This window comes from Arthrobacter sp. 01T419 (assembly GCF_056398865.1).
Genome location: NZ_JBFTQF010000002.1, coordinates 29,033 through 50,850, shown reverse-complemented (window position 1 = coordinate 50,850; position 21,818 = coordinate 29,033). Strand labels below are relative to the sequence as shown.

Sequence of the window (21,818 nt, the reverse complement as noted above, 5' to 3'; positions counted from 1 at the left end):
GGGCACCCGCTACTCTTGTAGGCATGTGTGGAATCGTAGGTTACGTTGGCAATTCATCCCGCCGGGCAGATGCCGGGCACACGGCCCTTGACGTTGTTCTTGAGGGACTCCGTCGGCTTGAGTATCGAGGCTATGATTCGGCCGGTGTCGCCGTGGTCGCCGATGGAACTATCGCCTTGAGGAAGAAGTCGGGGAAACTCAGCAACCTGCTGGGCGAACTCGAAAGCAATCCGCTCCCTAGCTCCCTGACGGGCATCGGCCACACCCGCTGGGCCACTCACGGTGGACCCACAGACCAGAACGCGCATCCGCATCTGGCCGACGGCGGACGCCTTGCGATGATCCACAACGGAATTATCGAAAACTTCGCCGAGCTCAAGCAGGAACTCGTTGCCAAGGGTGTCACTTTCGCTTCGGAGACGGATACCGAGGTTGCGGCAGCCCTTCTGGGTGACATTTTCCGCAACCAGCTCCACGGGGACACGTCCAACGGCAAACTCACCAAGGCGATGCAGCTTGCCTGCCAGCGGCTCGAAGGCGCGTTCACGCTCCTCGCCGTTCACGCCGAGCAGCCCGACGTCGTAGTGGCCGCCCGCCGCAATTCTCCCCTTGTCGTCGGGCTTGGCGAGGGCGAAAACTTCCTGGGCTCGGACGTTTCCGGCTTCATCGACCACACTCGCCGGGCCGTCGAGCTTGGCCAGGACCAGATCGTCACTATTACTGCGCACTCCGTCGAGATCACCGACTTTTTCGGCGCGCCAGCCCAGGGCAAGGAATACCACGTCGACTGGGATCCTGCCTCTGCGGAAAAGGGCGGCTTCAGCTCCTTCATGGAGAAGGAAATCCACGACCAGCCCGACGCCGTCACCCAGACCCTCCTCGGCCGCTCGGACATCAACGGCCAGCTGACCTTGAACGAACTCCGGATCGATCCCGAGTTGCTGAAGCAGGTCAACAAGATCATCGTCCTGGCTTGTGGTACGGCCGCCTACGCCGGGATGGTGGCCAAGTACGCCATTGAGAACTGGTGCCGTATCCCCACCGAGGTGGAACTCGCACATGAGTTCCGTTACCGCGACCCGATCGTTGACGCCAACACCTTGGTGGTGTCCATCAGCCAGTCCGGTGAAACCATGGACACGCTGATGGCCGTCCGGTACGCCCGCGAGCAGGGCGCCAAGACGATCTCCATTTGCAACACCAATGGCTCCACGATCCCGCGCGAATCGGATGCGGTGCTTTACACGCACGCCGGGCCGGAGATCGCCGTCGCCTCGACCAAGGCTTTCCTCGCCCAGATCACGGCCGCCTACCTGCTGGGCCTCTACCTTGCCCAACTGCGCGGAAACATCTTCTCTGGCCAGATCAAGGACGTCTTGGCGGACCTTGGCAAAATACCCGCCCACATCCAGAAGATCCTCGACAATGCGGGCCCCCTCCGTGAGCTCGCCCGCAGCATGAAGGACGAGAAGTCGGTACTGTTCCTGGGTCGCCACGTGGGCTTCCCGGTGGCACTCGAGGGCGCGTTGAAGCTTAAGGAAATCGCGTACATCCACGCCGAAGGCTTTGCCGCCGGTGAGCTCAAGCATGGCCCGATCGCCCTCATCGACGAAGGACAGCCCGTCTTCGTGGTTGTCCCATCGCCGCGCGGCCGCGACTCCCTCCACGCGAAGGTAGTCAGCAACATCCAGGAAATCCGCGCACGCGGTGCGCGTACCCTGGTCATCGCCGAGGAAGGGGACGAAGCAGTGCGGGCCTACGCTGAGCACGTCTTCTATGTCCCCCAGACGCCCCCTCTCCTGATGCCGCTCCTGACTACTGTCCCGCTGCAGATTTTCGCGGCAGAACTAGCCAAGGCCAAAGGGTACGACGTGGACCAACCGCGTAACCTTGCCAAGAGCGTGACCGTAGAATAGCCGCATGATTGTTGGCATAGGCGTAGACGTCGTAGACATTGAGCGCTTTGGGCGCCAGCTTGAGCGGACTCCCGGGCTCCGGGACCGTTTGTTCGTTCCCGCGGAACGCGAGCTCAACACGCGCTCCTTGGCTGCGCGCTTCGCGGCGAAGGAGGCTGTGGCCAAGGTATTGGGAGCTCCGGCGGGCATGAACTGGCAAGACTGCTGGATCGGCCTGGACCAGAACGGCCCCACTATCAAGGTCATAGGCACCGTGCTGGCAGTCGCCGATTCCAAAGGGGTGAAACGCTGGCATGTATCCATGAGCCATGATGGCGGAATCGCCACTGCCATGGTCATCGCTGAAGCCTAACAACCCAAGCAAACATGATCAGCGCCTTCACCGGAACACAGATCAGGGCAGCGGAACAACCGCTTCTTGACGCCGGTGAGGGCGCTGTTCTCATGCAGCGCGCGGCCCATGGCTTGGCGAACGCCGTCGTCCGCGAGTTCCGTTCGGAGGGCCGCCGCGTCTACGGCTCCAGCGTCACGGTACTGGCTGGCAAGGGGAACAACGGCGGGGACGGTCTCTTCGCCGCAGCAATGCTCGCCCGTCGCGGCATGCGCACGACGGCCGTGCTCGCCGCCGGTTCCGCCCACCTGGACGCCACGGCGGCCTTCAGGGCGGCCGGTGGACGCATCCACGTCCTCGACGAGAACAATGCCGAAGAACTAGCCGTGCTAAGTGCCAGCGACGATGTGATCATAGACGCTATCCTGGGCACGGGCGCCCGGGGAGGCCTCAGCGGTCCGGCCGCGGAATTGATTGGTGCCCTGCAGGAATTGCGGCCGAATTTGGTCGTGGCCTGCGATACTCCCAGCGGCGTGGACGCAGACACGGGCGAGGTCCACTGGCCCGTGCTGACGGCGCGGCTGACGGTGGCATTTGGAGGAATCAAGGCTGGGCTGATGGCCGATCCCGGCGAGGGCTGTGCCGGCCGCGTACTCCTGGTACCCATCGGCATTGAGGACCGTCTTCCGTCGCCCCTCCTTCGCCGATTCTCTGTCCGTGACCTGGCTGTTGTCCTGCCAGACCCCGGGCGTCGGGCGCAAAAGTACACCAGGGGAGTCCTGGGGGTCGTTGCTGGTTCAGAACACTACACGGGTGCTGGAGTCCTCTGTGTCGAGGCCGCGTCGGGGGCCGGCGCTGGAATGGTGCGGTACCTCGGTCCGGAAGTTGTGGCGCGGCAGGTCCTGGATCGGACTCCCGAGGCTATTTGGGAGCCGGGCGAGCCAGGCCGAGTCCAAGCATGGCTGCTCGGTCCGGGCCTGGACGGAGCTGAACAGTCCAAGCGAGCCCGTGACGTACTGGCCGCAGCGTCCGGCGCCGGCCAGCCCGCCGTCGTCGACGCCGGAGCTCTTGGGCTCCTGCCGGAACGTTGCCCGCCCAATTGGATCCTGACCCCGCACGCCGGGGAGCTGGCCGCCCTTCTTGGCCGTAGCGAAGTGCGCGTCACCCGTGAGGACGTGGAGTCGCGGACACTGCACTTCGTCCGTCTCGCTGCCGAACACACGGGAGCAGTTGTCCTCCTCAAAGGTGCCACAACGTTGATTGCCTCCCCATCGGGAGCTGTCTTCAGCCAGGCAGAGGGATGCCCATGGATGTCGACGGCGGGAAGCGGGGACGTTCTCGGAGGGATCCTTGGAGCCCTGGCTGCAGCTTTTGCGGAGTCCGGGTTGGATGATGACGGCCCCTTCGCGGCCTTGGGAATCGCCACGGAGGAGAGATGGGCGGCGGTTGCGGCCGCGGCTGCGAGCATCCACGGCATGGCAGGAAGCGCCGCCTCTGCTGGAGGACCCCTGACTGCTTCCGATATCGCTCGCGCTGTCCCTGGTGTCTTCCGAATCCTCCAGGAATGTCGCGCCGGATAATTCCGGATGTTCGTTGAATGTCACCCAACATAGCTAGGCTTGGCAACAAGTTATCCGGCACGTGAAGGAGAACACATGGACATTTGGCCAGGAACCGCATACCCGTTGGGGGCCACGTTCGATGGCACGGGAACCAACTTCGCGCTCTTCAGCGAGAAGGCGGAAAAGGTGGAATTGTGTCTCTTTGACGACGACGGAAACGAGATCAGTTACACCGTCAACGAGGTGGACGGTTACGTATGGCATTGCTACCTTCCGCACGTTCAGCCGGGGCAGAAGTACGGATACCGTGTGCACGGTCCGTATGACCCTGCCGCGGGCCAGCGCTTCAACCCCAACAAGCTCCTCCTGGACCCTTACGCCAAGGCCGTCCACCGGCAGATCGACTGGGACCCGGCGCTTTTCTCCTACAACATGGGAGATCCAGACTCCCGAAACGACAAGGACTCCGCGCCCCATATGATGATGGGCGTCGTCATCAATCCCTTCTTCGACTGGGCTGGTGACCAGCAGCTTCGCATCCCGTACCACCGCTCGGTGATTTACGAAGCGCACGTCAAGGGGCTGACGCAGCTCCACCCGGAGGTTCCGAAGGAACAACGCGGCACTTATGCCGGCGTGGCGCACCCGGCAGTGATTTCCCACCTGCAAAAACTCGGCGTCACGGCCATCGAGCTCATGCCCGTCCACCAGTTCACGAATGACGGCATCCTGCAGGACAGGGGCTTGAACAACTACTGGGGCTACAACACCATTGGGTTCTTCGCGCCCCACAACAGTTACAGCTCGAAGGGCGATACCGGCCAGCAAGTCCAGGACTTCAAAGCGATGGTCAGGGCGTTGCACACGGCAGGCATCGAGGTCATTCTCGACGTCGTGTACAACCACACGGCAGAGGGCAACCACCTCGGTCCCACCCTGTCCTTCAAGGGGATCGACAACTCCGCTTACTACCGCCTGGTGGAGGGCGACCTTAAGCACTACATGGATTACACGGGCACCGGTAACTCGCTGAACGTACGCAGCCCCCACTCCCTTCAGCTCCTCATGGATTCCCTGCGCTACTGGGTTACCGAAATGCACGTTGACGGTTTCCGGTTCGATCTCGCTTCAACATTGGCGCGCGAGTTCTACGACGTGGACAAGCTTTCGACATTCTTCGAACTCATTCAGCAGGATCCCGTCGTTTCGCAGGTCAAGCTGATCGCCGAGCCTTGGGACGTGGGCCCAGGCGGTTACCAAGTCGGCAACTTTCCGCCGCAATGGACGGAATGGAACGGTAAATACCGCGATACCGTCCGTGATTTCTGGCGGGGCGAGCCCTCCACTCTCGGCGAGTTTGCCTCCCGGTTGACCGGATCGGCGGACCTCTACGAGCACTCCGGCCGCCGCCCGGTGGCTTCCATCAACTTCGTCACGGCCCACGACGGCTTCACCCTGGCGGACCTGGTCTCCTACAACGAGAAGCACAACGAGGCCAACGGCGAAGGCAACAACGACGGCGAATCCCACAACCGATCCTGGAATTGCGGTGTCGAAGGCCCCACGGAGGATCCCGTCGTCCTCGGTCTGCGTGCCCGCCAGCAGCGAAACTTCATCGCTTCCATGCTCCTTTCCCAAGGTGTCCCCATGCTGTTGCACGGCGACGAGCTTGGCAGGACGCAGCGGGGCAACAACAACGGCTACTGCCAGGACTCAGAGCTGACCTGGATCAACTGGGACAGCGTGGACCAACCCCTTGTGGAGTTCACGGCAGCCGTCAGTGCGCTGCGCGCCAAACACCCCACGTTCAGGCGGAGCCGCTTCTTCGATGGGCGGCCTGTGCTTCGAGGCGAAGGCGAGCGGCTCCCGGACATTGTTTGGCTCGACGTCGACGGAACCACCATGACCCCGTCGGACTGGGACAGCGGCTTCGGACGTTCGGTGGGCGTGTTCCTGAACGGGGACGGCATCCGCGGCCGGGATAGTCAGGGCCGGCGCATCACGGATGTCAACTTCCTGCTCTATTTCAACGCCCACGACGACGAAGTGGGCTTCAAAGTACCCTCTGATGAATACGCTCCTGCCTGGGACATCATCATTGACACCGCTGGCGGCGGAGCCGACACCGAACTCATGCCTGCGGAATCGGTCCTCACAGTGGCGGCCAAGTCACTCGTCGTCTTGCGGGCCCACAGCATCCCCGACACCGAACCGGACCACTCCGTCGCGGCGTCGCTAGCCGCGTTGTCGCAGGCAACCACCCCCGAAGCGGCATCTCTGACCGCGCCGGCCACACTGACACCAGCCGCGTCGGCGCCGCTCCGGTCCGTGCCGGAACCGAAGTCTGACGCGGAGGCCAAAACTGATCAGGGGGCGGTACCTGCCGCCGAAACCAAGCCCGCTGCACCGCCGAAGAAACCCAGAAAGCCGCGGGCCCCCAAGAACGGGGGATCATGAGGACACCTGCCTCCACGTACCGGCTCCAGATCCGGCCCTCGTTCACGCTCCATGATGCGGCAGCCCTCACGGGCTATCTGCGCGACCTCGGGGTTGACTGGGTGTACTTGTCTCCGATTTTGACTGCGGAGGAGGGCTCGGACCACGGTTACGACGTCACTGATCCCTCCAGTGTTGACGCGTCGCGTGGCGGTGCCGAAGGGTTCGCCGCGCTTTCCAAGGCCGCCCGGGAAGCCGGCCTCGGTGTCCTGGTGGACATCGTCCCCAACCACATGGGCGTTGCGTCGCCTCCGCAAAATGCCTGGTGGTGGTCACTCCTCAAGGACGGCAGGTCCTCCCGCTACGCTGAAGCGTTCGACGTCGATTGGGACTTCGGGGGAGGCAAGCTGCGGCTCCCCGTGCTCGGCAGCGACGACGACCTCGACAAACTGGAAGTAGTCGACGGCGAATTGCGCTACTTCGACCACCGGTTCCCCCTGGCCGAGGGCAGCTACGTCGCGGGTGACAACGCCCGCGATGTCCATGCAAGGCAACACTACGAACTGGTCGATTGGCGCCGTGCGGATTTCGAACTGAATTACCGCCGATTCTTCGCGGTCAACACCTTGGCCGGGATCCGCGTCGAAATCCCATGGGTCTTTGAGGAAGACCACGCAGAGGTGGTCCGCTGGTTCCGGGAAGGGCTGGCGGATGGGTTGAGGATCGATCATCCGGACGGGCTTGCCGACCCTTCGGGCTACTTGGCTCGCCTGAAGGAAACCACCGGCGGTTCGTACGTGCTTGTCGAGAAGATCCTGGAGCCGGGGGAGGAACTTCCGGAGAACTTCGACTGCGAGGGGACCACCGGCTACGACGCGCTCACCGATGTCGACCGCCTTTTCGTTGATCCCGACGCCGAAGTGCAGCTAGATGCCTTGGACGCCAAGCTGCGGGGTGCGGAAACACCGGCCGATTACCAAGCGATGATCCATGGCACCAAGCGGCGTATCACAGACGGGATCCTGCACTCGGAAATCCTGCGGCTGGCGCGGCTAGTCCCTCAGTCGCCGGAGCTGCCGCGCCACGAGGTGGCCGACGCCCTTGCTGAAACCATTGCCTCTTTTCCTGTCTACCGAAGTTATCTTCCGTACGGCAAGGACGTCGTGGTGGAGTCCGTTGAGCGGGCCGCCCAGACCAGGCCGGAGCTGAAGCAGGTCCTGGAGGCACTGCTTCCACTACTGCTCGACGCGGGCAGCGAACTAGGCCGCCGCTTCCAGCAGACCTCAGGGATGGTCATGGCCAAAGGCGTGGAAGACACCGCGTTCTTCCGTTACACGCGTCTTGGCACACTGACCGAAGTCGGAGCGGATCCCACGGAGTTCGCCCTGCTCCCGGATGGATTCCATGAGCGCATGGTTCACCGCCAGGCGCGGCTGCCGCTGTCCATGACCACACTGACCACGCACGACACCAAGCGAAGCGAAGACACCCGGGCGAGGATCTCCGTCATCTCGGAGGCAGTCCCCGAATGGGAAGCATTCGTGGACCGGATGCAGGAGTTGGCTCCGATTCCCGACGGGCCGCTCGCAGCCCTCGTGTGGCAGGGCATTGCAGGTGCTTGGCCGGCAAGCCGTGAGCGCCTCCAGGGTTATGTACTCAAGGCGGCACGCGAGGCCGGCAACTCCACCAGTTGGACGGATCCGAACGAAGGATTCGAAACGAAACTGGCCTCCGCCGTCGACGCCGCCTTCGACCTACCGGAGGTGACATCCGCACTGGAGGAGTTCGTCGCCCTTTTGGATCCCTATGGAGCGTCCAACTCGCTGTCAGCCAAAATTGTTCAGCTAACCATGCCGGGCGTACCGGACGTCTACCAGGGAACTGAGTTTTGGGACCGTTCACTTACCGATCCGGACAATCGGCGACCGGTCGACTTCGAACGGCGAAGGTCTGCGCTCGCAGCTCTCGACGCCGGAGCCCAGACCGAAGCGCGCGACGAGTCGGCCAAGTTGTTGCTGACCTCGCGGGCACTGCGCCTGCGTCGGGACCGGCCGGAGCTCTTCAACGGATACAGTCCCGTCCACGCCGAGGGGCCCGCAGCCGAACACCTGCTCGGCTTTGACCGCGGGGCCCTCGGCACAGGTAGTGGTGCCTTGACGTTGGCCACCCGGCTCCCGCGGAAGCTTGAACGCAACGGCGGTTGGCAGGGCACTTTCATCCGCCTGGAGAGCGCCGTCAGGGATGAGCTCACGGGCAACAGCTACCCAGCGGGGGAGGTCCAACTCGCAAGGCTTCTGCTGAGATACCCGGTGGCCCTGCTCGTACCCATGACCTAGCCACGGCACCAACAACGGCGGGCAACCGAAGCCCGGATGAGACGATCGAGGGGGAACCTTGGCCGAGATGACCAGCGCGAGAAAACGATTCGATGTATGGGCGCCGTTTGCGGGGTCTGTCACTCTGATCGCGGCAGGTCAGCACCATGAAATGCGACCGCACGACGGCGGAGCTGCCGGCTGGTGGACGGCGGACGTCCCGCACGGGGTCGGGACGGATTACGGCTATCTCGTGGACGGCGAAGGGCCCTTTCCCGATCCGAGGTCGAAGCGACAACCGGATGGCGTCCATGGCCTGTCCCGCACGTTCGACGCGTCTTCTCACGCTTGGAACGACGCTGATTGGCCAGGCCGCGGGCTCGGCGGGGCCGTCATCTATGAACTCCACCTGGGAACCTTTACTCCAGAGGGCACACTGGACGCGGCCGTGGAAAAACTCGATTACCTCGTTGACTTGGGAGTCGACTTTGTAGAACTTCTGCCCGTCAATGCCTTCAACGGTACCCACAACTGGGGGTACGACGGCGTGCTGTGGTTCGCCGTCCACGAGGCCTACGGCGGGCCGGAGGCCTACCAGCGATTTGTTGATGCCGCGCATGCTGCCGGACTCGGCGTGATCCAGGACGTGGTCTATAACCACCTCGGACCTAGCGGCAACTACCTGCCGAAGTTTGGCCCGTATCTGAAATCAGGGGAGGGCAACACCTGGGGCGATTCGGTGAACCTGGACGGCCCCGGTTCGGACGAAGTCCGTCAATACATTCTGGACAATGCCGCCATGTGGCTGAGCGATTTCCATGTGGACGGGCTGCGCCTCGACGCCGTGCACGCGCTCCGCGACGAACGGGCCGTCCATATCCTGGAGGACCTTGCCACCCTTGCGGATGGCATCGAAGCCGAAACGGGCGTCCCCAAGACCCTGATCGCCGAATCGGATCTGAACAACCCGCGCCTGATCTACCGCAGGGACACCAACGGTTACGGCCTGGAGGGGCAGTGGAGCGACGACTTCCACCATGCCGTCCACGTGAACCTCACCGGTGAGACCGTTGGCTACTATGCGGACTTCGGATCCTTGGCCGCCTTGGCCAAAGTCCTTGAACACGGTTTCTTCCACGACGGAAGCTACTCGAGTTTTCGCGGTAGGCATCATGGCCGGCCCATTCGCCCGGGGCTGGTTCATCCTGCGGCGCTCGTGGTGTGCAGCCAAAACCACGACCAAATCGGCAACCGTGCCGCGGGCGATCGACTCACAGCGAGCCTGTCGCACGGCAGGCTGGCGCTTGCCGCCGTACTGACGATGACGTCGCCGTTCACCCCAATGCTCTTCATGGGCGAAGAATTCGGTGCCTCCACGCCTTGGCAGTTTTTCACCTCGCATCCCGAGGAATGGCTGGCAGAGGCCACAGCAAATGGCCGGCTCAAGGAATTCGAACGGATGGGTTGGGACCCCGCATTGGTGCCCAACCCCCAGGATCCGGAGACGTTCAAGCGTTCCAAGCTCAAGTGGGAGGAAGCGCACGAAGGTGATCACGCCCGGTTGCTGGAACTTTACCGAGCTTTGGCGAACCTTAGGCGCTCGACGCCGGAGCTTGCCGCCGGCGGATTCACCGACACACACGTTGACTTCAGCGAAGAGGACCGATGGTTGGTTCTCAGCCGTGGCACCGTAAGGGTTGCCTTCAACTTTGGGACGCAGACCTTGGCGAGGTCCATGGACGGTGAACTCTTGCTCGCCACGGACCCCTCTGCCGCCGTCGGGAACGGCACGGTGACAATCCCAGGGGAGAGCGCCGCCGTCCTACGCCTGAGGTGACCCTGACCACATGACGGACACCGCGCTTCGAGCCTCGAAGCGGGTGGCAGGATGGTGGGTATGACTTATTCGGCTGCGGAAAACCGCTATGAAACCATGCCCTACCGCCGCGTCGGACGCAGCGGTCTCAAACTTCCCGCCATCTCGTTGGGACTGTGGCACAACTTTGGCGACGACAAGCGTTTCGATGAGCAGCGCGCCATCCTGCGCCGGGCTTTCGACCTCGGGGTCAACCACTTCGACCTCGCCAACAACTATGGTCCGCCGGACGGTTCGGCCGAAACGAATTTCGGCCGCCACCTGAAGGACGACTTCAAGCCGTACCGCGACGAACTCGTCATCTCTACCAAGGCCGGCTACTACATGTGGCCCGGCCCCTACGGAGAATGGGGCTCCCGCAAGTACCTTCTCTCCAGCCTGGACCAGTCGCTGCAGCGCATGGGCCTGGACTACGTGGACATCTTCTACAGCCACCGTCCCGATCCCGAAACCCCGTTGGAAGAAACCATGGGCGCACTGGACTATGCCGTCCGTTCCGGCAAGGCGCTCTATGCCGGTATCTCTTCCTACACTCCGGAACAGACCCTCGAGGCCGCCCGCATCCTCAAGGAGATGGGCACGCCGCTGCTCATCCACCAGCCCAGCTATTCCATGCTCAATCGCTGGACCGAGAATGGTTCGCCCAACGTCTACGAAACGCTTGACCAAGTCGGTGCAGGATCCATTGCCTTCTCCCCGCTGGCACAAGGGATGCTCACCAACCGGTACCTGAACGGCATCCCCGCGGATTCGCGCGCCGCCAAGGAACGGTTCCTCTCCGAATCAGCGCTGACCGAGGAAAAGCTGAGCCGGGTGCGTGGTTTGAACGCCATTGCCGAAGGACGCGGCCAGACCCTCGCCCAGATGGCTATCGCCTGGATCCTGCGCGATCAACCCAAGGGATCGCCGGTGACCTCGGCCTTGGTGGGCGCATCAAGCGTCGCGCAGCTGGAGGACACCGTGTCTGCGATCAACAACCTCGACTTCACGTCAGAGGAACTGACGGCGATTGACGAGTTCGCCGTCGAATCCGACATCAATCTGTGGGCGCAGAAGTAGATTCGGAAACTTAATACAAGTGCGGGGCCGGCCGGGAACAAAGCCGGCCCCGTTCGGGTTGGTTACAATGCAAAGAGCGCCGAATGGCGCTGTGCCTTTAAGACGCCGTCGTACATTCAGGTACGGACGCGCCAGGCACCTGAGGTTAGTTCTCAAAGGAGTACCGTGTCTTCACATCCGATTCGTGTCGCCATTGTCGGTGTAGGTAACTGCGCCGCTTCGCTGGTCCAAGGTGTCCACTACTATCGCGACGCCGACCCCCAGGCCACGATTCCAGGTCTGATGCACGTCGAGTTCGGCAAGTACCATGTCAACGATGTCCAGTTCGTCGCCGCTTTCGACGTCGATAGCAAGAAGGTCGGACTGGACCTCGCGGACGCCATTGGCGCGAGCGAGAACAACACCATCAAGATCGCCGACGTCCCTTCGACCGGCGTGACCGTGCAGCGCGGCCACACCCTGGATGGCTTGGGCAAGTACTACCGCGAGACCATCATCGAGGCTCCGGAAGAGGCAGTGGACATCGTCGCCGCACTGCGCGATGCCAAGGCCGACGTCATGGTCTGTTACCTGCCGGTTGGTTCCGAGGAAGCCGCTCATTTCTACGCACAGTGCGCCATTGACGCCGGTGTTGCGTTCGTCAACGCCTTGCCCGTGTTCATCGCGGGCACCAAGGAATGGGCCGACAAGTTCACCGCCGCTGGCGTGCCGATCGTCGGCGACGACATCAAGAGCCAGATCGGCGCCACCATCACGCACCGCGTCATGGCGAAGCTCTTCGAAGACCGCGGCGTCACCCTGGACCGCACGTACCAGCTGAACGTCGGTGGCAACATGGACTTCAAGAACATGCTGGAGCGCGACCGCCTGGAGTCCAAGAAGATCTCCAAGACCCAGGCCGTGACGTCCAACGTCGAGGCCGAGCTGCACGCCGACGACGTCCACATCGGTCCGTCCGACTACGTCGCGTGGCTCGATGACCGCAAGTGGGCTTTCGTTCGCCTCGAGGGCCGCAATTTCGGCGATGCTCCGGTGTCGTTGGAATACAAGCTTGAGGTCTGGGATTCTCCGAACTCTGCCGGAGTGATCATCGACGCCATCCGCGCCGCCAAGATCGGCCTGGATCGTGGCATCGGTGGCCCGCTGCTCTCCGCTTCCAGCTACTTCATGAAGTCCCCGCCGGAGCAGTTCAACGACGACCTCGCCCGCGATGCTCGCTCRCTTATGTCGGGTTTTTGGCKGGCGCTCGCTCGCTTATGTCGGGTTTTTGGCGGGCGCTCGCTCGCTTATGTCGGGTTTTTGGCGGGCGCTCGCTCGCTTATGTCGGGTTTTTGGCTGGCGGATGCTCACCAATGTTGAGCGAGCGTCCGTCTTTTAAGATCCGTCCTCGACGCGACAGATGTACTACGTGTGTCTGAGTAGTTTCTGGATTGTCAGCGAGGGACATTTCACGTGGCTTCATGGCTTGTCCGCGTTCACTCTCATCACAGTGACGCTAGGGCTCATCAGTGCCATCCGCGACAACATTCCAGCGCACCGGGGAAACATGATTGGCACCCACATAGGCACTGGCATAGCCTTTGGCTTTGCCGTTGGCGAGCCTAGCCGATCCATTCCCGAACTTCTCTCCGTGGATCCGGCGACAGGCGCGTTCGTTGCTGCGTTGGTGCTATTAGGGGTGGGCGTCGCGTCTTTGTCGTTGTTGCGCGGGATCCGGTGTGTCCGTGCGGACGCGCTCACTACACCGCACGCGCAAAACCGGACACGACGGCGGGATCCATCCACGCCGATCGAAGTGTTGTCTTGATTTTCTTGGTTGCTAGCTTGAACCCATCTGCCAAATCGTCCTTGCGGAACACGAGAACGGTCCATCCGGCTGCTTCGAAGGCTTTGTCCCGGCGTCGATCGCTTAACGACTGGGCCTCCGCGAGGTGATGGCCGCCGTCGTACTGAATCGCGACCCGCCGTTGGCGGAAGCCCAGGTCCGCCGACGGCGAGAACGGATCTGCATCTCGCAGCTTGAGTTGAAGCTCGGGCTCAGGGATTCCAGCGTCCAGCATGGCCAAGCGAAGCAAGGACTCGGGCGAGGAATCCGCCCCGACGCGCATCAGTTCGAGCGCCTGCCGGGCACGCACGACGCCTTGCAGATTTGGATGCCGCTCCACTAAGGCGCGCAGTTCTTCAAGGGTCGCGAATGGAGTGTCCCGTCCTTCCAAGGATTCCCGTGGAACGCGGATCAGTTCGTCGCCCATGCAGACGAGGTCGTTCAAAGGCAGCAATCTCGCCATGTCCAACCACGTACGCGATCGGCTACTGATCCGAATGCCATCAACGGATTCGACCTCATCCGCAGCCGCGATCACGGTATGACCGATCACGCCTTTCCGGCGCGCTCCAGGCAACGATCGCGGCTTGCTGAGATGCAGTTCCGTCGAATCGGCGAGCCAAGGAGGCAGGCAGGTACAGCGAAGGCGTGCCGCTGTCACATGGGAAATCCAGGCGCCGGGCGTCGCGGCCGATAGCGCACGGGCGGCCGACTCAAGATCGAAGTCCCAGCCGCCCGGGCGGTAGAGGCCGCGGCTGACGCGTTCGACGTCGGCCTGGAGCAGACGCTCGCGCGGGACACCTTGGGCCCGGGCCTGATTGAGCGTAAATGGTCCTGATAGCAGTTCAGCGGGAAGGGCAAACTGGTTTTGCATACCCGCATTGTTACCCAAAAGGGCAGCTGCTTGCAGAAGTTATCCACAGGCTCAAGGCGCGGTTGAAGGCGACGCCGCCCTCGAGAGCCGTACGTGAGCGGGCGTTCGCCGAAAAGGCCACGTACGTGAGCGGGCGTTCGCCGAAAAGGCCACATATGTGAGCGCGCGTCAAAAGAGGCCCACCGGGTTGCCATGCTCATCGACATCCATGCGCATCGCGGCCGGTTCCTTAGGTAAACCCGGCATCGTCATGACCGCACCGGTCAGCGCGACGATGAAGCCCGCCCCGGTCTTGGGAATCAGGTCCCGCACGTGCATCGTGAATCCCTTGGGGGCACCCAACTGGGAGGCGTCGTCGGTGAATGAATACTGCGTCTTGGCCATGCAAACCGGCATCCCGTCCCAGCCGTTTTTCCGGATGTCCGCCAGGCGCCTGTGTGCCGGGACTGAGAACTCCACTCCGTCAGCACCATAGATTTCCTGCGCGATCGTGCGGATCTTGTCCTCCACAGACAGGCTCAGGGGATACAAATACCGGAAGTCCGACGGCGCTGCTGCCGCTACCGCCGCGGCGACCTTCGCCGCGAGCTCGTCGCCGCCGTCGCCCCCTCCACCTCGACCCCAGACATCGGCCACTGCAGCCTGCACTCCCTCCTGGGCGCACCAGGCAAGCAGCCATTCGAGCTCTTCGGGTGTGTCCGTGGCGAACTTGTTGATTGCGACGACAGGTGTGACGCCGAACTTCTCGACATTGTGCACGTGGCGCTTCAGGTTCGCGACGCCGGCGGCGAGCGCCTCGACGTTCGGCTCCTTGAGCAGCTCCTTCGGGACGCCGCCCTGCATTTTGAGCGCCCTGATAGTCGCCACCACGACGACGGCGGACGGCGCCACGTCTGCGATGCGCGACTTGATGTCCATGTACTTTTCGGCCCCAAGATCGGCGCCGAATCCGGCTTCTGTGACCACGATGTCTGCGAGCTGTTGGGCCGTTCGCGTGGCGATGAGCGAGTTGCAGCCGTGCGCGATGTTGGCGAACGGGCCGCCGTGTACCAAAGCGGGGGTTCCTGCGATGGTCTGCACGAGGTTCGGTTTGATGGCGTCCTTCAGCAACATGGTGAGTGCGCCCTGGACCCCGAGATCGGCCACTGTGACTGGCCGCCGATCATAGCTGTATCCGAAAGTGATGCGGCCCAGGCGTTCGCGGAGGTCATCCAGATCTACGGCGAGGCAGAAGACAGCCATGACTTCCGATGCCACGGTGATGTCGAATCCGTCCTGCCGCGGCACACCTTGAGCAGGGCCACCCAAGCCGATGATGATCTCTCGCAGGGACCGGTCGTTCATGTCCAAGACGCGCTTGAACGTCATGCGGCGGGGATCAATGTTGAGCTCGTTGCCTTGGAAGATGTGGTTGTCCACGAGGGCCATCAGGGCGTTGTTGGCCGAGGTAATCGCGTGGAAGTCGCCGGTGAAATGCAGGTTGATCTCGTCCATGGGAAGAACTTGGGAGTAGCCGCCCCCGGTCGCTCCTCCCTTCATGCCCAGAATCGGGCCAAGGGACGGTTCGCGGAGTGCGATCATCACTCGATGGCCGGCGCGTGCCAAGGAATCGGCGAGGCCGACGGTCGTGGTGGACTTTCCCTCACCCGCCGGGGTCGGGGACATAGCCGAGACGAGGACTATCTTTCCAGCGCGCTTGGCTTCAGGGAGGCGGAGCTTGGCGGGATCGATTTTCGCTTTGAACCGACCGTACAGCTCCAGGGCATCGACATTGATCCCGGCACGCTCTGCGATCTCTTCGATGGGACGTATGGCTGCATTCTGGGCGATTTCAAGGTCGCTCAAGATCTTGTTCTCAGACATCCTTGTCCTCAACTCTGTGCGGAACACTGTGCGCGACAATCTATCAGGCGTGTCCCCATAGGTGAGCGAGCGTCGTCGGGATGGGGGTCATAGGTGAGCGAGCGTCGTCGGGATGGGGGTCATAGGTGAGCGAAGGTCTAACTTGGGCGGACCAGGACGGCGCCGATCGCCGCTTGGTAGCTCTCGAGCGCAATGGCTGCCGTCCGCTGCCAGCCGAAGGCTTCCGCATGCACTGCCGCCGCACGGCCCATGTCTTCGCGGGTGCGGGAATCGTCGTACAGGGCTTCGATGGTGTCGGCCCACTTTGAGGGATCGTGCCCGTTAACCAAAATTCCAGTCCGCCCATCCGCAATGGCTCGGGACAGCCCACCCACGTTGGTGGCCACCACAGGGGTGCCGCATGCCTGGGCCTCAAGTGCAACAAGCCCGAACGATTCGCTGAAGGAAGGCATCACCACGACGTCAGCCGAACGGAACCAGCCCGCCAGCTTCGGCGCCTTGACCGGCGCGCGGTGCGTTACGACGTCGTCGAGCCCCGCGGCCGTAATGAAGGACTGCAAATTGAAGTCCTTGGCGCCGCTTAAGGCGCCCAAAATGGTCAGTTCGAGGTCGATGTCAGGCCGCCTCTTACGCAGGACGCCGACAGCTTCGATGAAGACCTGCGGACCCTTGAGGCGCTGGATGCGTCCGGCGAACAGGAGGTGGAAACTGCCGGGCCGTACACCGAGCTCGGCACGGGAACGGGCCCGGAACGCGGGAGTGAACACCGTGAGGTCAACACCTGGGGGTGCGACGTCGATGTGGTCGAAATCGGCATTGTAGTGCGAGACAAGTTCCTGGGCTTCGGCAGGAGTATTGGCCACGAGGCGCGCCGCTCCGTCCACGATCCGCTGTTCGCCGTCTTCCCGCAGCCGCGGTTCGGGGCGCTCGCCGGATTCCAGCACCAGGTTCTTGACCTTGGCCATGGTGTGCATCGTATGGATCAGCGGCACGTTCCATAGCTCGGAAAGTTCCAAACCGGCCACGCCGGATACCCAGTAGTGCGAATGGATGGCGTCGTAGCGGCCGTGCGGCTGCCGCTGCCGGATCCTCTCGACTTCGGTAACCATGGCGTGAAGGAGCTCGGGAAGTTCCTCTTTGGGCAGTTTCCGGGGCGGCCCCGCCAAGACGTTGTGGACGCAGACGCCGGGGCCGGGGTGCTCGACGGCGGGCTGCTCGGCGGACGTTGATCGCGTGAAAATCTCCACTTCCACGCCGAGATCGGCCAACGCCATGGCCAAGGCCCGGACGTAGACATTCATGCCGCCGGCATCCCCTGAGCCGGGCTGTTCCATCGGGGAGGTGTGGAGGGACAGGAACGCCACGCGACGGATCATCGACACGGTTTACCTCCTGTATCCAACGAGCGGTTCAACAATCAATTCAACAAGTTCCGCGAGGCGAAACGTTCCCGCGCCTCAGCGAAAACACTACTCCTGACATCCGCGACGTTGCAGCCGGCCAAAAGCGCTTGATTGGCTGCTACCGTAGCGGGCGTGAGCCAATCAAACACTGAAGCAGCAACGCCACCAGCCGCAAAGTACGAGATCCGGCCGGCGCGGGCAAGCGACTGGCCGGGGATCTGGGCTGTTCTTGAACCTGTGATCCGTGCCGGAGAGACCTTCACCTGGGATCGGGACACTTCCGAAGAGACGGCGCGGAGCAAATGGTTCAAAGAAGCGCCCGGCCAGACTTTTGTGGCGGTCCGCGACGGCGACGTGCTGGGTACCGGTGAACTGCACGCCAACCAGGGTGGCGGGGGAAGCCACGTGGCCAACGCCGGCTACATGGTCCGCGCCGATCAGGGCGGCCAAGGAATTGCGCGAGGACTCTGTGCCTATTCCTTGGGCGCAGCCCGGGACGCCGGGTTCAGGGCCATGCAGTTCAACGCGGTCGTCGAAAGCAACGTCCGCGCGGTGGGCCTGTGGCAGTCCATGGGTTTCCGCATTCTGGCAACCATTCCCGAGGCCTTCCAACACCCAACCCTTGGCTACGTAGGCCTGCACGTCATGTACCAGGAGCTCTAGGCCTAAGCCGCGGCCAAGGGCGGACCTCCCCGCGGAAGGCTATGCACGTACGCGGCCGCGGCGTAGTCTGCCGTGCATGGACGCAACGCCCAGGGTTGGATTCGATCCCCTCGCCGCGATCCGCGGAGGTGTGAACGGCGCAGGGGACGATTCCGGCTGCGATCTTCTGCTGACGGGCACCGTGTTCCAAGACATCATCTTCACGGGACTGGACCACAGTCCGGAACCCGGGACCGAGGTGTGGAGCCAGGGCATGGGCACGTGCCCCGGCGGCGTGGCCAACCAAGCCATCGCAGCCGCGCGGCTTGGCTTGAGGACTACCTTGGCGGCGGCCTTCGGAGATGACGGATACGGGGACTTCAACTGGCGGATCCTTGAGAGCCAGGAGCACGTGGATCTCTCCCTATCCAGGCGCTTCGAGGGCTGGCATTCCCCGGTCACCGTCTCCTTGTGCGTCGATCACGATCGTTCCATGGTCACACATGGACACCCCGCGCCCATGAGCGCTTCGGAATTGATCGGCGAGCCACCCAAGGCGCTCGCCGCCGTCGCGGATCTCGGCGAGGAACCAGAGCCCTGGATGCTGGCCGCAAGGAAGGCCGGCGTCAAACTCTTCGGCGACGCAGGATGGGACCCTACCGGGGAATGGTCGTCGAAGAGGCTGGACCAGCTCAGTAATTTCCATGCCTTCATGCCGAACCAACGGGAGGCGATGGCGTTCACTGGCAAGGACAATCCCTGGTCTGCGCTCTACGCGCTCGCCGACCGCGTTCCAGTAGCAGTAGTGACCCTCGGAGCCCAAGGTGCCATGGCCGTGGATTCCGAAACCGGTGAGGAGGAATGGGTGCCGTCCCTTCCGGTCACGGCCTACGACCCCACGGGTGCGGGCGACTGCTTCGGCGCGGCGTTTGTTATGGGCTGCCTCGCCGCTTGGCCTTTGGGGGACCGGCTCCGTTTTGCCAACCTTTGTGCCTCGCTGGCGGTGCAGCAGGTAGGAGGCTCTCTGGCTGCGCCCGGCTGGGGCGACATCGCCGATTGGTGGCAGCGGGCCAACGCCCGGCGGGAGCGGCAGTCCAGCCAATGGCTCAAACGATTCGCCTTCCTCGAGGACATTGTCCGGGATGTTCCGCCCGGAGCCCAACGGCGGGCATCGGCGACTATCGCCCACAACTCCGACGCCTAAGCTGCGCTGACACCCAGTCAATTCGTATCCCGTCGCGGCACTAGAATCGTGAGGGTGACTTACGAAGCAGCTGCCAGGTTCGAGCCCACGACGAAATCGGGTTCGGCAACAGTCCTCGAACGATCAGCCGTCATTGACTTGGATGCCATCCGGCACAACGTGCGCCAATTCGTGGCGATCGCCTCGCCCGCCAACGTCATGGCCGTGGTAAAGGCCGATGCATACGGACACGGAGCCGTTCAGGTGGCACGAGCCGCCCTTGAAGCCGGTGCCCGCTGGCTCGGCGTCGCCCATATTTCGGAAGCCTTGGCGCTCCGCGCTGCCGGGATCGACGCCCCCATGCTGGCCTGGCTGCACACCACCGAAAGCAACTTCCAGGCGGCAGTTGCCGCCGGCGTCGACGTCGGGATTTCCGGCTGGGAACTGGACGCTGTGGTCGCTGCGGCACGCGAACAGGAGCGTCCGGCCCGCATCCACCTGAAAGTGGACACCGGCTTGGGGCGCAACGGCGCCACGATCGACCAATGGGACAAACTGGTGGGCCAGGCCATGGAATACCAGGACGAGGGACTCTTGCGTGTGGTGGGCATCTTCTCTCATTTGGCCGTAGCCGACGAGCCACACCGCCCGGAAACTGATGAGCAATTGGCAGCCTTCCGGGAAGCGATCGCCGTGGYCGAGGACGCCGGAGTAGACACCGAAGTGCGGCACTTGGCCAACACTCCCGCCACGCTTTCCCGCCCTGATGCCCACTTCGACCTCGTCCGCGTGGGGCTCGGACTCTACGGGCTGTCCCCGTTCGAAGGACAAAGCTCTGCGGAACTCGGCCTCCGCCCCGCAATGACGGTCCGCACCCTTGTATCCAACTGCAAAAGAGTGCCCGAGGGCCAAGGCGTGTCCTATGGACTCAACTACCGGACCTCGTCCGAAAGCACCCTGGGCCTCATTCCGCTCGGATACGCCGATGGCGTGCCGCGCATCGCCACGGGCGGACCTGTGCGCGTCAATGGCGTCAACTACCCCGTTGTGGGGCGGATCGCCATGGACCAGATGGTCATTGACTTCGGGAGCGCGGGGATTAACGAAGCCGGTTTGCTCGGGACTGAGGCCGTCATGTTCGGCGATGGCGCCGACGGCGGCCCGACGGCGGACCACTGGGCAGCCGCCGCGGGAACCAACAACTATGAGATCGTTACCCGTATCAGCCCGCGCGTGCCGCGCATCTACATCAATGAAACGCCGGGAGCGGACGCCCGGTGAGTGAGGCTTTGTGGGAACGCACCGTCAAGGTCGCGACGGCGGAGCAGACGCATGCTTTGGGCTCGGCGCTGGGTGGGGTGCTTGAGCCCGGCGACCTCTTGGTCCTGACGGGCGAACTCGGCGCCGGCAAGACCACCTTCACCCAAGGACTCGGAGAAGGCTTGGGCGTCCGTGCGGGAGTTATTTCGCCGACCTTTGTCTTGGTGCGCATCCACCCCAACCTTCCGGACGGTCCCCGTCCTGGCGGCCCAGATTTGGTCCACGTCGATGCCTACCGCTTGGCTTCCGCAGCGGAGATTGACGACATCGACCTCGAAAACACCATGGACAACTCCGTGACGGTGGTCGAATGGGGGCGCGAGCGCGTGGAGCACCTTTCGGACAGCCGCTTGGACATCGAAATGCATCGAACAGTTGGCGGCACGGATTCGGCGGTCGCCAACGTGGAAGCTGGACCGGATGCGGTGTTGGACTTCGACCCCGAGGACGATGACGAACCACGCACCATCATTTTCCGCGGCTTTGGCCCACGCTGGATCACCGTCCCCGAAATACTGGAAGAGAACGCCTGATGCTGATCTTGGCCATTGATACCTCGGCCGTGGCGAGTGCGGCCCTTATCTCGGACGTTGCCATGGAGGGCGTGGTGGAATCCTTCGCTACCGAAGACACCCGCAGCCACGCAGAGGTCCTTGCGCCCGGCATTGAGAAACTTCTGGGCGACGCCGAGGTAAGCGGAGCGGACATCGACCTCATTGTCACGGGTGTAGGCCCAGGGCCCTTCACGGGGCTTCGTTCGGGGATTGCAACCGCCCGCACTCTGGCCTTCGCCTGGAACAAGCCGCTTTTTGGCCTCATGAGCCTGGACGCGATCGCCTTGGAGGTGGCCGAGTCCACCGAGGCACAAGCAGAGTTCCTGGTGGCCACGGATGCCCGTCGCAAGGAGGTCTACTGGGCGCGTTACACGCTCAGCGAAGGCCAGCTTCCGCGGCTCGTGGATGGTCCCCATGTGGGCTTCGCCTCCGAGTTGCCCGATCTTCCCGTCTTCGGGGCCGGAGGCGGCATCTACGCGGACGTCGTCAATGCGAACGAGGAATTCAGCACCACCCAGCCCGACGCCGCCTCCCTGGGCCAGTTCGCTATGGCCCTTCTGGCGGCTGGCGCGGAACTGCCGGACTCCACTCCGCTCTACCTGCGGGAATCGGACGCGCAGGTGCCTGGTCCCAGGAAGCGTGCGCTGTGAACACTCCAC

15 protein-coding genes and 1 pseudogene are annotated in these 21,818 nt (G+C 63.1%); 13 read left to right on the top strand and 3 right to left on the bottom strand.

The window, feature by feature from the left end:
* Positions 1-23: 23 nt before the first annotated feature.
* The 8 genes and pseudogenes from glmS to AC1DLO_RS03790 form a co-directional block, all read left to right on the top strand.
* Positions 24-1,916, top strand: coding sequence for a glutamine--fructose-6-phosphate transaminase (isomerizing) (gene glmS / locus AC1DLO_RS03825; protein ID WP_476889313.1), 1,893 nt, complete (start codon positions 24-26; stop codon positions 1,914-1,916).
* Positions 1,917-1,920: 4 nt separating this feature from the next.
* Positions 1,921-2,268, top strand: a complete 348-nt coding sequence (locus AC1DLO_RS03820) for a holo-ACP synthase (RefSeq protein WP_184740556.1) — start codon at positions 1,921-1,923, stop codon at positions 2,266-2,268.
* A 14-nt stretch (positions 2,269-2,282) separates the two neighbouring features.
* On the top strand, positions 2,283-3,827 hold the full coding sequence (locus tag AC1DLO_RS03815; RefSeq protein ID WP_476889312.1) for an NAD(P)H-hydrate epimerase: 1,545 nt from the start codon (positions 2,283-2,285) through the stop codon (positions 3,825-3,827).
* 75 nt (positions 3,828-3,902) lie between these two features.
* Positions 3,903-6,266, top strand: a complete 2,364-nt coding sequence (gene glgX, locus AC1DLO_RS03810) for a glycogen debranching protein GlgX (RefSeq protein WP_476889311.1) — start codon at positions 3,903-3,905, stop codon at positions 6,264-6,266.
* Positions 6,263-8,581, top strand: a complete 2,319-nt coding sequence (treY, locus tag AC1DLO_RS03805) for a malto-oligosyltrehalose synthase (protein ID WP_476889310.1) — start codon at positions 6,263-6,265, stop codon at positions 8,579-8,581. The genes glgX and treY overlap by 4 nt, the downstream gene beginning before the upstream one ends.
* Before the next feature lie 67 nt (positions 8,582-8,648).
* Positions 8,649-10,397, top strand: a complete 1,749-nt coding sequence (gene treZ / locus AC1DLO_RS03800; RefSeq protein ID WP_476889309.1) for a malto-oligosyltrehalose trehalohydrolase — start codon at positions 8,649-8,651, stop codon at positions 10,395-10,397.
* 60 nt (positions 10,398-10,457) lie between these two features.
* The gene (gene mgrA, locus AC1DLO_RS03795) at positions 10,458-11,495 is read left to right on the top strand and encodes an L-glyceraldehyde 3-phosphate reductase (RefSeq protein ID WP_476889308.1); all 1,038 of its coding nucleotides are present in this window, start codon (positions 10,458-10,460) and stop codon (positions 11,493-11,495) included.
* A 165-nt stretch (positions 11,496-11,660) separates the two neighbouring features.
* Positions 11,661-12,707, top strand: a pseudogene (locus AC1DLO_RS03790) (inositol-3-phosphate synthase); the annotation flags it as partial.
* 527 nt (positions 12,708-13,234) lie between these two features.
* Here AC1DLO_RS03790 and AC1DLO_RS03785 read toward each other — a convergent pair.
* From AC1DLO_RS03785 to mshA, 3 genes are all read right to left on the bottom strand, one after another.
* A complete protein-coding gene (locus AC1DLO_RS03785) occupies positions 13,235-14,194 on the bottom strand; it encodes a DUF559 domain-containing protein (RefSeq protein ID WP_476889306.1) in 960 nt (319 codons plus the stop codon).
* Between the two features lie 168 nt (positions 14,195-14,362).
* Positions 14,363-16,057: a formate--tetrahydrofolate ligase gene (locus AC1DLO_RS03780; protein WP_476889305.1), complete on the bottom strand. Its 1,695-nt coding sequence runs from the start codon at positions 16,055-16,057 to the stop codon at positions 14,363-14,365.
* 137 nt (positions 16,058-16,194) lie between these two features.
* The gene (gene mshA, locus AC1DLO_RS03775) at positions 16,195-17,439 is read right to left on the bottom strand and encodes a D-inositol-3-phosphate glycosyltransferase (RefSeq protein WP_184740536.1); all 1,245 of its coding nucleotides are present in this window, start codon (positions 17,437-17,439) and stop codon (positions 16,195-16,197) included.
* A 153-nt stretch (positions 17,440-17,592) separates the two neighbouring features.
* On the opposite strand from mshA, the gene AC1DLO_RS03770 reads away from it, so the two are divergent.
* From AC1DLO_RS03770 to tsaB, 5 genes are all read left to right on the top strand, one after another.
* The gene (locus AC1DLO_RS03770; protein WP_476889304.1) at positions 17,593-18,123 is read left to right on the top strand and encodes an N-acetyltransferase family protein; all 531 of its coding nucleotides are present in this window, start codon (positions 17,593-17,595) and stop codon (positions 18,121-18,123) included.
* Positions 18,124-18,199: 76 nt separating this feature from the next.
* Positions 18,200-19,306, top strand: coding sequence for a carbohydrate kinase family protein (locus tag AC1DLO_RS03765; RefSeq protein ID WP_476889303.1), 1,107 nt, complete (start codon positions 18,200-18,202; stop codon positions 19,304-19,306).
* A 54-nt stretch (positions 19,307-19,360) separates the two neighbouring features.
* The gene (alr, locus tag AC1DLO_RS03760; RefSeq protein ID WP_476914399.1) at positions 19,361-20,566 is read left to right on the top strand and encodes an alanine racemase; all 1,206 of its coding nucleotides are present in this window, start codon (positions 19,361-19,363) and stop codon (positions 20,564-20,566) included.
* Positions 20,563-21,138, top strand: a complete 576-nt coding sequence (gene tsaE / locus AC1DLO_RS03755; RefSeq protein ID WP_476889301.1) for a tRNA (adenosine(37)-N6)-threonylcarbamoyltransferase complex ATPase subunit type 1 TsaE — start codon at positions 20,563-20,565, stop codon at positions 21,136-21,138. Before alr ends, tsaE begins: the two co-directional genes overlap by 4 nt.
* Positions 21,138-21,809 (top strand): tRNA (adenosine(37)-N6)-threonylcarbamoyltransferase complex dimerization subunit type 1 TsaB, encoded by a 672-nt coding sequence (gene tsaB / locus AC1DLO_RS03750; RefSeq protein WP_184740525.1) that lies wholly within the window; start codon positions 21,138-21,140, stop codon positions 21,807-21,809. Before tsaE ends, tsaB begins: the two co-directional genes overlap by 1 nt.
* Positions 21,810-21,818 lie beyond the last annotated feature (9 nt).

Coding starts and splice junctions, on each gene's coding strand:
- glmS (WP_476889313.1), top strand. CDS start 24: ATGTGTGGAATCGTAGGTTACGTTGGCAATTCATCCCGCCGGGCAGAT.
- AC1DLO_RS03820 (WP_184740556.1), top strand. CDS start 1,921: ATGATTGTTGGCATAGGCGTAGACGTCGTAGACATTGAGCGCTTTGGG.
- AC1DLO_RS03815 (WP_476889312.1), top strand. CDS start 2,283: ATGATCAGCGCCTTCACCGGAACACAGATCAGGGCAGCGGAACAACCG.
- glgX (WP_476889311.1), top strand. CDS start 3,903: ATGGACATTTGGCCAGGAACCGCATACCCGTTGGGGGCCACGTTCGAT.
- treY (WP_476889310.1), top strand. CDS start 6,263: ATGAGGACACCTGCCTCCACGTACCGGCTCCAGATCCGGCCCTCGTTC.
- treZ (WP_476889309.1), top strand. CDS start 8,649: ATGACCAGCGCGAGAAAACGATTCGATGTATGGGCGCCGTTTGCGGGG.
- mgrA (WP_476889308.1), top strand. CDS start 10,458: ATGACTTATTCGGCTGCGGAAAACCGCTATGAAACCATGCCCTACCGC.
- AC1DLO_RS03785 (WP_476889306.1), bottom strand. CDS start 14,194: ATGCAAAACCAGTTTGCCCTTCCCGCTGAACTGCTATCAGGACCATTT.
- AC1DLO_RS03780 (WP_476889305.1), bottom strand. CDS start 16,057: ATGTCTGAGAACAAGATCTTGAGCGACCTTGAAATCGCCCAGAATGCA.
- AC1DLO_RS03765 (WP_476889303.1), top strand. CDS start 18,200: ATGGACGCAACGCCCAGGGTTGGATTCGATCCCCTCGCCGCGATCCGC.
- tsaB (WP_184740525.1), top strand. CDS start 21,138: ATGCTGATCTTGGCCATTGATACCTCGGCCGTGGCGAGTGCGGCCCTT.